This is a genomic window from Acinetobacter sp. UC24323 (assembly GCF_024151445.1).
In the GTDB taxonomy this organism is placed as follows: domain Bacteria; phylum Pseudomonadota; class Gammaproteobacteria; order Pseudomonadales; family Moraxellaceae; genus Acinetobacter; species Acinetobacter baumannii.
Genome location: NZ_JAHIBY010000003.1, coordinates 350,692 through 362,369 on the forward strand (window position 1 = coordinate 350,692; position 11,678 = coordinate 362,369).

11 protein-coding genes are annotated in these 11,678 nt (G+C 38.6%); 2 read left to right on the plus strand and 9 right to left on the minus strand.

Annotation, left to right across the window (positions count from 1 at the left end):
- The first annotated feature begins 15 nt into the window (after nucleotides 1-15).
- Nucleotides 16-2,823, plus strand: a complete 2,808-nt coding sequence (locus tag KNQ97_RS06755; protein ID WP_253611999.1) for a DUF2339 domain-containing protein — start codon at nucleotides 16-18, stop codon at nucleotides 2,821-2,823.
- Here KNQ97_RS06755 and KNQ97_RS06760 read toward each other — a convergent pair.
- Nucleotides 2,813-3,730, minus strand: coding sequence for a mechanosensitive ion channel family protein (locus tag KNQ97_RS06760; protein WP_000785638.1), 918 nt, complete (start codon nucleotides 3,728-3,730; stop codon nucleotides 2,813-2,815). The genes KNQ97_RS06755 and KNQ97_RS06760 overlap by 11 nt on opposite strands.
- 9 nt (nucleotides 3,731-3,739) lie before the next feature.
- Nucleotides 3,740-4,561, minus strand: coding sequence for a hypothetical protein (locus KNQ97_RS06765; protein ID WP_000462729.1), 822 nt, complete (start codon nucleotides 4,559-4,561; stop codon nucleotides 3,740-3,742).
- A 96-nt stretch (nucleotides 4,562-4,657) separates the two neighbouring features.
- On the opposite strand from KNQ97_RS06765, the gene gspE reads away from it, so the two are divergent.
- Nucleotides 4,658-6,148, plus strand: coding sequence for a type II secretion system ATPase GspE (gspE, locus tag KNQ97_RS06770; protein ID WP_001166321.1), 1,491 nt, complete (start codon nucleotides 4,658-4,660; stop codon nucleotides 6,146-6,148).
- Nucleotides 6,149-6,202: 54 nt separating this feature from the next.
- Here gspE and KNQ97_RS06775 read toward each other — a convergent pair whose 3' ends face one another.
- From KNQ97_RS06775 to KNQ97_RS06805, 7 genes are all read right to left on the minus strand, one after another.
- Complete coding sequence (locus KNQ97_RS06775) at nucleotides 6,203-6,634, minus strand: organic hydroperoxide resistance protein (RefSeq protein WP_000051124.1); 432 nt, start codon at nucleotides 6,632-6,634, stop codon at nucleotides 6,203-6,205.
- Between the two features lie 87 nt (nucleotides 6,635-6,721).
- Nucleotides 6,722-7,159 (minus strand): MarR family winged helix-turn-helix transcriptional regulator, encoded by a 438-nt coding sequence (locus tag KNQ97_RS06780; protein WP_000371731.1) that lies wholly within the window; start codon nucleotides 7,157-7,159, stop codon nucleotides 6,722-6,724.
- A gap of 159 nt (nucleotides 7,160-7,318) precedes the next feature.
- Nucleotides 7,319-7,696 (minus strand): DUF4951 domain-containing protein, encoded by a 378-nt coding sequence (locus KNQ97_RS06785; protein WP_000266120.1) that lies wholly within the window; start codon nucleotides 7,694-7,696, stop codon nucleotides 7,319-7,321.
- A 14-nt stretch (nucleotides 7,697-7,710) separates the two neighbouring features.
- On the minus strand, nucleotides 7,711-8,535 hold the full coding sequence (locus tag KNQ97_RS06790) for a carbon-nitrogen hydrolase family protein (protein WP_000177090.1): 825 nt from the start codon (nucleotides 8,533-8,535) through the stop codon (nucleotides 7,711-7,713).
- A gap of 26 nt (nucleotides 8,536-8,561) precedes the next feature.
- A complete protein-coding gene (gigB, locus tag KNQ97_RS06795; RefSeq protein WP_000103065.1) occupies nucleotides 8,562-9,083 on the minus strand; it encodes an anti-anti-sigma factor GigB in 522 nt (173 codons plus the stop codon).
- A 102-nt stretch (nucleotides 9,084-9,185) separates the two neighbouring features.
- On the minus strand, nucleotides 9,186-10,154 hold the full coding sequence (gigA, locus tag KNQ97_RS06800; RefSeq protein ID WP_000273589.1) for an RsbU family protein phosphatase GigA: 969 nt from the start codon (nucleotides 10,152-10,154) through the stop codon (nucleotides 9,186-9,188).
- A 115-nt stretch (nucleotides 10,155-10,269) separates the two neighbouring features.
- Entirely contained in the window at nucleotides 10,270-11,169 is a 900-nt protein-coding gene (locus tag KNQ97_RS06805; RefSeq protein WP_001109856.1) for a VacJ family lipoprotein, read from the minus strand.
- Nucleotides 11,170-11,678: the final 509 nt, after the last annotated feature.

Consider the following 11,678-nt stretch of genomic DNA (forward strand, 5'->3'; position numbering starts at 1 on the left):
CATATTGCTAAGCCCATGTATAAAAAAGACAAACAGGGAATGATCATCGTTTTGATCGCTTTGACTTTGTTTTTAGCCATTTCAATTGGTTTTAAATTTCAGAGTGCCGTTGTTGCTTTATCTATTGCGCTCACTGTCATACTGGTTCAGTCATTATCAAGTCTGCATCAACGTTTAACTCATTTAGAACAACAGTTTTCTCACCAGACAACGCCACTTTATTCTATTCATATGCAAAGAACGGTAATTTATACCGCCGCTTTGGTTGCATTAATTGCTTATATCAATCATTGGATGTGGATTGCTGGTGGGGCATTATTGGTTTTACTGTTATGTTTGATTCAAACCATCAGTGCATTTCATACTCGTTTATTGTTCCTCGAGACAGCCAAGCAAACAGTAAATGTAAATGAATCTATACATACAGAAGTGATAACGCCTGTTTTAGAGCAAGTTGATCCAAACAATATTACCGAGCCAGCTTTACCTGAAACAACAGCGTTAAATCAAGAAGAACAAATAGTTCGTACACAGACCACCGCATGGTGGCAACCAGCAGTCGATTGGATGATTCATGGTAATCCAATTTTAAGGGTTGCTGTTGCTGTGCTTATGGTTGGGGTAGTGCTCTTACTGCGTTTTGCAAGTGAGCACTGGCAGTTGAGCTTAGGTGTAAAACTTGGTTTTATTGCGATTGCAGGAGGTGTATTAACAGCATTTGGATATACTTTGCAAAAGAAAAATCAGCTATTTGCTGTGGCACTGCAAGGTGTAGGGTTAGCTGTTGTCTTTCTAACGCTTGTGTTCTCACATCATTTTGGTGTAATCACCAGCCTAACTACAGCAAGTATTCTATTTACGATTTTATTAGCAATTACAGTATTCCTGAGTTTAAAACAACAAGCTATTTATTTGGCAATACTCGCACTGGGTATGGCGTATGCGGCTCCTTTAGTTATTCCGCAATATCGTCCTGATGTGGTTTTTTTATTTAGTTACTATCTTGTTATTAATCTTGCAGTCGCTGCTGTTAATTTTATTCAGCCTTGGAAAATCCTAAATCAGATCGCTTTCTTTGCCACAATGTTTATTGGCGGTAGTGCAATCGCATTTTATGCAGAGCCAGCAAAATTTGACACATTAGACTGGATTTTATGGCTCCATATAGCGCTATTTATTTGGTTAAGTGTTCGTTATAGCCAAAATATCTCTCGGGTTTCAGAACATGAAAAACAAGAGGGGATCCGTTTACCTCCGCTCTTAGATGTTGGTCTTATTTTTAGTGTACCTGTACTAGGCTTTACGCTTCATGCCTATTTAGTTCATGAGTCGACCCAAGCTTTAACAATTGGTGCTGTTGTTTTAGCAGGCACTTATGCGGTGTTAACGTTCTGGATTAAAAAAACTCATCCTCAGCTTTCAGTCCTTGCAAAAAGTTTTTTCATTCTCGCGGTTGCTTTTTTTGCCTTAATTTTCCCGCTTGCAAAAGGAGCACATTGGACAGCGATTGGTTGGGTAGCTCAAGGTACGGCCCTCATCGTATGGGGAGTAACTGAACGCTACCGTTTAAGCCGATATATTGGTGTGATTTTAGTTTTACTCAGCTCACTTGCACTGTTTTATCAGGTTTGGGCAAATGAAGAGTTTCCAACACTAAGCACTAGCATTTATGCAATTGCCCAATTCATTTCGGCCTTTTATTTATTGCAATACAACAGCAAAGAACAACGCTATTTTAGCGCAAGCATGTTTAGCGGTATTTTCTTATGTTTAGGCATGTATGCGGGCGCCGTAGCAGGTGTAGAAATAATGGCATGGCATCATCATGCTTTAAGTCCATATTTGATGTTTGCTATTGCTCTAATAGCAATATTTAGTGCGATTGTTCACTATAAACTTCGTGTGCAATGGCAAAGTTTGCAGTTAATTTTAATTAGCCTGTTACTGTTATTAGTTTTGGGTGAAGCGTTTGCGAGTCAAGTGTTTACGTTGTTTAAATGGGTAGACTCATTACAACAAACTACTTTCTTGGTCGCTACCATTATTCTAAGTGCCTTATTTCTTATGGCTCAACCGCAGTCGGATGAGTCTGGGTACTTAAATGTCTGGGCTGGTTTAAGCTGGTTGGCGTTAGCGATAGTTGGCGTGGCTATTTTCCCAAAAATGCCAGTTGTTGCTCTGGCTTTTATCCCTGTGGTTTATTCGCTTTGGGTGTATAAGGCTCATAAAACTGCATTGTTACATCAAATTCCGGTTTGGTGTTTAAGCTTAATTTGGTTGCTAGTTGTGAGCGTTGATCGCCACTCTGCTGAGTACCTTTATTTTGTTCCTTTATTTAACTTAACTGATTTTCTTTCTATTGTAGTATTTGCAGGTCTGCTCTTTATTATTTATCAACATGCTTTTGAGCAAGATAAATCACTAGAGTGGACTTTTAAAATTACAACAATTTTAGCTGGGTTATTGGTATTCAGTAGTGTGGTCGTTAGGGGCTTACATCATTACTGGGCAACACCGCTATGGAGTGCTTCAATTTGGACAAATGGTGTAGTACAGCTAAGTTTGACGTTACTTTGGGTTATATTGGCATTTATTTTGACTACATACTCTAGTCGAAAAATGATTCGTCAACTCTGGTTCGTAGGTGCTGCACTTTTAGGGATTGTTGTATTAAAACTAATTTTGCTTGATCTATCACAAAGCGCGACATTAACTCGGGTCATTTCTTTTATTGGAGCAGGTGGGGTAATGTTGATTATTGCTTATCTTGCGCCATTACCACCGTCATCTTCTGTACAGAAGAATCAAGAGCCTAAGCTTTAGGCTCTCGTTTTAACTCTTTTTGATTGCTGTATTGATCGATATCATCTTCTGCAAAAGCAGTAGTTGGTCGATCAATTAAGCCCATTTTCGGAACAGGAATCTCAATTTGGTTATCTAAAAAACCATTTCGGATACGTTCTTGCATTTCATCTCGAACTTTTAAAGAGTTTTCTTGACGACACCACATTGCAAATAAAAGCTCAATTGACGACTCCCTAAAAGCAGTGACTGTAACAGCAGGTTTTGGATCATCTAATACGAGTGGATAATTCGCTGCGACGTTAAGTAGAACCTCACGGACTTTAATAATGTCTTCATGAAAGTTAATTGCCAAAGTAATTGGAATACGCCGTATTGGATATTTTGATAAGTTGTGTACAGGGGCACGAATGAGTTGTTCGTTTGGTAACCGAATATAGACATTGTCGAGTGTAAGTAATTTTACCGAAAGCAAATCAATCGAGATAACTTCACCTTCGATCGTGTTTCCGCGAATAAGTGTAATTTGAATCGTATCACCGACCTCAAATGAACCTTCACCAATCAAAAATAAACCACTAATCAAGTTACTGGCAGATGTTTGTGATGCGAAACCGAGTGCTACTGTTAAGATCCCCGCTGCCCCCAGAAATACACTAAGTTTGAACCCAGCTTCTTTTAAACTCGTCATAATGAAGAGTAAGAAAATAAAATAGAAAATACCGCGGCGCCATACCAGACGCTGGTGAGCATTAAAACGTGAGCCAACGGTTCTAATAAATGTATTTGAAATAATACGGGCAAGGACAAAACCAATAAAACAAAGCACAACACCGACTAAAATTTCACTAATTCGTTCGGTATTGATATTGGTAAATATGCTTTTGAGGCTATCAGCAATATCTTTTGGAATACTTGAATCGGCCATAAAACCCCCTTAAAAGAATGAATCAAACATATTAAATAGCGCACCACCCGGTGAACGTGGGGGGTGAACATAAGTCACTTCACCTGCCAGAGGGGGAGTGCGGTTTTCAATACGAATACGGGCTGGGCGGTCAGAGCCTTCATAGTAGACTTTGATTTGTGATGTCCATAAGCGTCCCGTACTTTCACTATAAAATAGTGGTAGGGCGGTAACCGGTACATTCATACGATCAAAGCGTAATTGATGATTACTGGTATTATGAAAATCGATCGGCGTAACTGCACGAAAAGCACGTGGGGTTAATAGATTTAAATCGGTACGACCATCAACAGAGGTTGCATAACAAATTTCACCTTGCTGGGCATTAGGACCAAACCATGTATCTTTGGGTTGAATTACAGGAATCTCAAATAAAGGTTCATGCTGACTTTCAACTAAACCTGCAATCCATAGAGGGGTACTAATATAAAGTGTCCCACGTTGACCCGCTGGAATGTAGATTGGATCAACTGGTTTAATTACCACTGATCGGTCCGCCAAACGTGGCATGAGTAGAAACTTCGGATTAGTTTTCCGAAACATATAACGTTCGACTTGCACAGAATGTGGAAAACCAAAATTTGCATCCGTTATGATGTGCCAATCTTGCTCATTATCATCTTGGAGAGTCGGGCGATAATATTCGATACGCCATTCTTTTATGCCGCGTGTTAAACGAAAGAGCATTGAACCGAATTGCCATGCTTTGGACTGGTTAATTTCAAAGTGCTGTTCACCCCACCATTTTAAAGAATTCTGGGGGTGAGGCTGATATTCATTATTTTCAAACAAGACGTAAAATTCCTCTACCGAGTTGTTAAACAGACTTCACGCTGTAATCTGCTTAGAGTACACTCAAAATCATCTTACTCATCATTATAAATTGTGATGCAAATATTGAAACAAATACAAGTTCCATATAGTTTTGCCAAGCGTCATGGTGTTTTATTTCGTTATGACGGTGATCAAGTTTTTATTGTTAGACGTCAAAATACAGAAAAAATTGCATTGCAGGAAGCAAGACGAATTTTGGGGAAACCTGCACACTATCAATTATGCACTGAACAAGAATTTAATAGTCTATTAAGTACCAGTTATGCAGGGGATACAGGCGAATCTCAACAAGTAGCTGCGGGCTTAGAAGACCATCCGGATTTATTAAGCCTTGCAGATCAGGTGCCTGAAACAGAAGACTTAATGGATCAAGAAGATGACGCGCCTATTGTTCGTTTGATCAATGCGCTTCTCTCTGAGGCAATTCGTGTTGGTGCTTCAGATATCCATATTGAAGCCTTTGAGAAAAAGCTATCAGTTCGTTTACGAGTAGATGGACAATTGCGTGAGATTGTACAACCGCGCCGTGAACTAGCCCCGTTACTTGTTTCGCGTATTAAAGTTATGGCGAAACTCGATATTGCCGAAAAGCGTGTACCGCAAGATGGGCGTATTTCTTTACGTCTTGCTGGTCGTGAAGTCGATGTCCGTGTTTCAACTTTGCCTTCTTCTCATGGTGAAAGGGTGGTCATGCGTTTACTCGATAAACAAGCGGGTCGCCTTAATATGACTCACCTAGGTTTAATGGCAAATGACTATGAACGTTTAACTCAGTTAGTACATCGTCCGCACGGTATTATTTTGGTCACAGGGCCTACTGGTTCGGGGAAAACGACGACTTTATATGCTGCCTTATCTGATCTAAATGACAATACTCGTAACATCTTAACTGCCGAAGATCCAATTGAGTATCAGCTTGAAGGTATTGGCCAAACTCAAGTGAATACCAAAGTAGATATGACTTTTGCTCGAGCTTTAAAAGCAATGTTACGTCAAGATCCAGATGTGGTCATGGTGGGGGAGATTCGTGATCTAGAAACTGCTGAAATTGCGGTGCAGGCATCTTTAACAGGTCATTTGGTGTTATCAACACTACATACCAATACCGCTATTGGTGCAGTGACTCGACTTAAAGATATGGGGATTGAACCTTTCTTGCTTTCAAGCTCTTTAATTGGGGTGGTTGCGCAGCGTTTGGTTCGTACTTTATGTCCACATTGTATGACATGGCGTGAAGCCGATACTTTTGAGAAGCAAGTTTTTCAGCATATTTCCCATGAACCAAGTTTAAAGTTACCAGAGGCTCAAGGGTGTGATCAGTGTTCTCATTTAGGGTTTAATGGCCGTACAGCGATTTATGAAATTGTACCTATTGATGAACCTATGCGCCGTCTCATTCATGGTAATGCAGCTGAATTTGAATTAGAAAATCATGCTCGTCAGTATTCTGGTTCTATTCGCGATGATGGTTTACGTAAGGTGCTCTCAGGTAAAACTACACTTGAAGAAGTGCTTCGTGTAACCAATGAAGCAAGTGAAGCATAATTTGTAAGATATAAAAAATGCCCGATATGATTCGGGCATTTTTTATATTAAAACTTATTCAGTCACAATATTAAACGTCACATCAATATTGTTACGAGTTGCATTTGAATATGGACAAACGATATGAGCTGCTGCAACTAACTTTTCAGCTTCTTCACGGTCCATACCGATTAAATAAACATTTAAAGTAACTTCAATACTAAAACCTGTTGGAATTGGACCAATACCGACTTCACCTTCAACATACGCATCTTTGCTAATATTGAATTTATCGCGATTTGCAACAAATTTTAAAGCACCTAAAAAGCATGCTGAATAACCAGCTGCAAATAATTGTTCTGGGTTAGTTACGGCACCACCAGCGCCGCCCATTTCTTTAGGTACACCAAGTTGTACGTCTAATACACCGTCTGATGAAGTTGCACGACCATCACGGCCACCTGTTGCTTTAGCTTTTGCACGATACACAACTTTTTCTAATGACATCTTTTTATTCCTAAATTAAATTGAATGCAAATATATCGTACACGACTTAATTATTTTAACAAGTCAATTTTGTAAAAAAATTGGTGATTATTTAGCTATATTTGTACGGAGCTGTGTTAATTGATCTTTGAGACCGAGAAGGGTAGCCGTATCACAAGAACTGGCCTCTAAGATATGCGTTGGAATATTTACGGCCTGTTCTTTAAGTTTTTTCCCCTTTTCGCTAAGCGTGATAATGACTTGTCTTTCATCTTCTTTTGATCGAGTACGATTAAGAAGCTGCAATGCTTCTAACTTTTTTAAAATTGGGGTTAAAGTTGAAGACTCTAAAAATAACTTGCTGCCAATTTCTGAAACAGTAATCTCATCTTTTTCCCACAACACCAACATCACCAAATATTGAGGATAAGTAATCCCTAATGGAGTTAAAAGTTTGCGATAAAGTTGATTAAGGGCTAAATTTGTTGAATAAATGAGGAAACATAATTGATTCTCAAGCTTTAGATTTTGACAGTCTTGGTCCATATATTCCTCAGAAAACTAATGGGTGCTTTTCTAGTATATCGCTTTATGTTTAATTTCTTAAATGCTCATAATTTAGAGCTATTGATAAAAATAAGATAACGTAAAAAATGGAGTAATCTAAACATTACTCCATCACTTAAAAATACTAATTTAAAATGGTTACCAAAGGTCGGCAATTTTTTTCATTAAACGAGCACGATATTTCGCGGTTGGGTTATTTTCATTACGTTGTTGCTCTTGTTCATAAAAATCTTGCCAGGCCGTGATCATTTCTAAAGTTGTTCCTTGTTTTTTAATCATAGAAACATCGGCAGGCTGAATATTCTCTAAACGCTGTCTGGCACCTTCTGCTCCTGTCCCCCAACCAATAATCCGCTGACCAAAAGCAGGCAGAGGAATATTTTTTGGAGTAGGAGGAAGTACATTTTGTTTAAGCTGCAAATTTGGAGAGACAAAATTATTTGTTGCCCCAAAATCAGTCGCATAACAATGAATATTTGCCCCTAAGCAAAAAATGCTAAATAAGTATTTCCACATGAATAATTAAGCTTTTAATAGTGAATTAATTTACGATGCATCATTAAAGGCATTGATGTACGCACAAGTTCTTGAGCAGCTAAATCAAAAGGTACCGTAATTAAACCGTTCCCTTCATAATCAATCATACTTAAAACTTGACCACGACTATCAGTTGCTCCTGCATGCCCCCAAGTTTGGCGTTTTTCCCCATGCCAACCTTGTTGCGCAGCCCCTAAAACATAGCATTGGCTATCCATTGCACGTGCTTGCAGCAAAAGCTGCCAATGCATCTGACCTGTTGTATAGGTAAATGCAGCAGGAGCAGTTAATAGATGAGCACCTTGCTGTCTAAGGGTTAAAGCTAACTCAGGAAAACGCAAGTCATAACATACCATTAGGCCAATATTGCCAAAAGGGGTAGATGTGACTACAACGTCTGTTCCTGGTTCAAAGAAACGAGATTCCTGATATCCACCCACAGCATCGCCAACTTGTACATCAAATAAATGTATTTTGTCATAACGTGCTTCGGTACGTTCAGGACTGATGCATAAACTCACTGTGCGCACTCGACCATCTTGTATGATGGAACCATCCGGACGAAATGGGCACGGTAGAGTGCCTGCAACAATCCAGATTTGATACTGATGCGCAAGTTTCTCAAGTCTTTGTTGAATCGACTCAAATTGCTCTGCTGTTTCACGCTGTTTGCCAGCTGCAAAACAAACAAAGTTTTCGGGAAAAACAATTAAGCTGGCATTTTGAGCCTTGCTTTGCTGAATCAATGACTCAATCACTTGAAAGTTGCTTTCAATGTCATCTTGAGAATTCATTTGAACAACTGAAACAAGAGTCATATACACATCCAGATTAGCAATAAAGTTTAGGCATTTTGCTTATCAGATACTTGTTCAAGCGTGTCTTGTTCTTTTTGCAATTGCTTAACAAGCGGCTCAAACATGTTCTGATTATTTGCATTGAGTTTCATCAATGTCTTGTGTGCGTCCAGAACGGTTCTTAGCATCGCATTATGAGTAATGTGCTCGTCAGTTAACGTTAAAGTACAAACGTTAGGATCGCCACAATAATTCAGGATGACAAAAACCTGCCCTAGCCCCATGCTGTTGGCTAAGGTTGTGATATCTGGATTGGTAGATAGCATCACAGCTTGAATATGATGAGTCTGTTTCAGTTTTAAACCTAGCTTAGCTAGGATACCTAATACAGTACTATCAATAAATGTTGTTTGGGTTAAATCAACGATTGCACCAACAACATTTTCTTGCTGTTCAATTCTGTTTAAAAGTTTGTCTAGACTTATACAAGAATGGGCTCGCACTTCACCAATAAGCTTGAAAATATGCGTTCCATTTAAACTTGCATATTCAACATGACCTGTTGACATATAAATGCCATTTTCAGAGAAGGATAGAAAAATTATCACATAGTGCCATCTCAGACTCAAGAGTCCTTAAGTCGTATATTATGTAATTAATTGATTATTAAATTAATTCATTCGACAAAGACTAAAGATGGCAATGTCATCAGCAACGTGATCAGGGGCTTGGAATGATTGATTTTGCAAATGTTGAACTAATTGTTGAAACTGATCATTCAAGCCGCCATCAAATGGTTCTAGTGCTCCATCTGAGCAAATAATGAAACGTGCATGACGATTTAATGTGCATACATGTTCTTCAACTTCTAACTCATCAGTTAACCCTAAGGGAAAGCTGCTGGTGGTTAAAATTTTTGGAGGTTGATTAGGTTCAAAAATAATTGGAGGAGGGTAATGACCTGCACTAGACCAGCGAAGACTATGAGTTTCAAGATTTAGAATACCGACCACAATTGTAATATGTTTTTCAATATTCTCTTGAACCAGCATCCCATTTAACTTTTTGATTAACTGTCGTGGTGTTTTGGAGCGACCATGAAAGGCTGCCATCCAAGAAGTTAATAAGCTACTTGTTACACCATGCCCCGATACATCGGCGAGATAAAATAAAACCTCTTTATCATTGAGCTTCCAGTAGTCGTACCAGTCGCCTGATAAATAGGCAGAAGGTTGGAAAAAAGTTTCAACTTCATAATTTAATAAATCAATAGGATTTGGCAATAAACGTTTTTGTAATTCTGCTGCCGAAGGTAAATCACGGCTATCCTGATTACGTTTATATTGTGCATCAATTCTTGTTAAAGCTTTATTTAGATCTTTAGGTAACTGGTTCCATACCCATCCTGCAAGAGCACCCGCTTCCCATGCTTGAGCTAAAGCACTACCTTCATGCTCAAAAGCAATCACGATTGTAGGTAAACGCCATTTATAAGTTAGGAAATCTTGTACATCAGCAATTGCGATAATTGTTGGGTCGTATAAATCGAGATCATCTATGTGAATGACTTGTAAGTCTGGTAATGCTTCCAGAGCTTGCTCTACGAAAGGGATAGAGCGTGTCGGTTTAATAAAATACATAGAAGATATGGTAGTCCTTTTTCAAGATCACTTTATCCATCATAGAGGATGTATGACCAAAATCAAGGTATTGCCTTTCTATAAGAAAAATGCAATACCTTGATTTGTCCTTTAATTATTTTTCGGTTTTATCAGTGTTATCTTCTGGTACATCTTCAGATTCGTCATCATCAATAAAAGACACATCTGCCGAATCACCTTTTTTCTCGGCAATCTGGAATGCTTTACGTTGGAGATATAAATCACGAATCATTGCATATTGATCGCCTTGTATAGTTTGGTCTAAATCTAGATATTGAGCGCGTGTATCAACGGCTTGTAATAGATTAGTCGACCAATACAGGCCATCTTGATCATCCATAATGTATTTTTGTGGACGGGCCTGAGCATCTACAGCCAAGCCAACGCCATCACGTAAAGTGCTTGGCCCAAAGAAAGGCAGCATAAGAAATGGTCCAGAAGGAACACCATAGTAACCGAGAGTTACACCAAAACTTTCTTCTTCAGGAGGTAAGCCTAAGCGGCTCGCTGGATCGGCTAAACCTAAAGTTGTTAACGTATTAATAGTAAAACGACCTAAAGTTTTTGCGGCGCGGCCAGGACGTCCTTGAATTAGCTGGTTAACAGCATTCCATGGTTCGCCAAGGTTTTTACGAAATTGTCGGTAAGAACCACGTACATCTTCTGGCGTCTTTTCTCTATATTCAACAGCAACGGGACGCAAAACATGGCGATCTAACATATCGTTAAAAGAATAAATTGGACGGTTCAGTGACTGTAATGGATCTTTCACTGTATCTGGTTGAGCAGCATTTGCGTTGATCTTTAAATCTTTAACTTTTATGCCTTTCAAATCTTTAATAATTTGTAAGTGAGGTCGGCTATGCTGAGTCTGGGTTGAAGTAACATCTTCCGAACTAGCGGCAGATTCTTCAGTAAGATTTTCTTGAGCATGGGCTGAGGTGTAAAGACCTACAGTTAATAAGCTCGACAAAAGTAAATTAGAATAATTCATATAATTCCTTAACCGCTAGCCAGGCTATATTCAATATGCAGTTGGGTAGAGATATATTTTAATACAGAAGCGATAAGCTATTATCAATGTAAAATTGATCAAATTATATAGAAATATAGCTAAAAAGCCTAAAAAATGTACGCTTGATATGAAATGCTATAAAAAGGGGTTGCAAAGGGAATGAGATGGTCTATAATGCACATCCATCGGCGGTGATGCAGATAGAAACTTGTTGAAAAAACAGTTACTTGTGATTAGACTGGTTGCTTTAAGCGATGAATTTGATGATGAGATGGTTTAGAGAATAAGTTTTAAAAATATCGAAATTACCTGTTGACTTTTAAGAGATTAAGAGTAATATAGCCGACCTAGCTTGCTGGTGACGAACCAGTAAGAAGATCATTAAGAGAATTGAAGAACAACTTGTGTGGATTTTTACTGATTGATTAATCGAAATAATTTTCATTGATTGATTGGTTTAAATTACTCGAAGTTTATTTGAGCGAAAT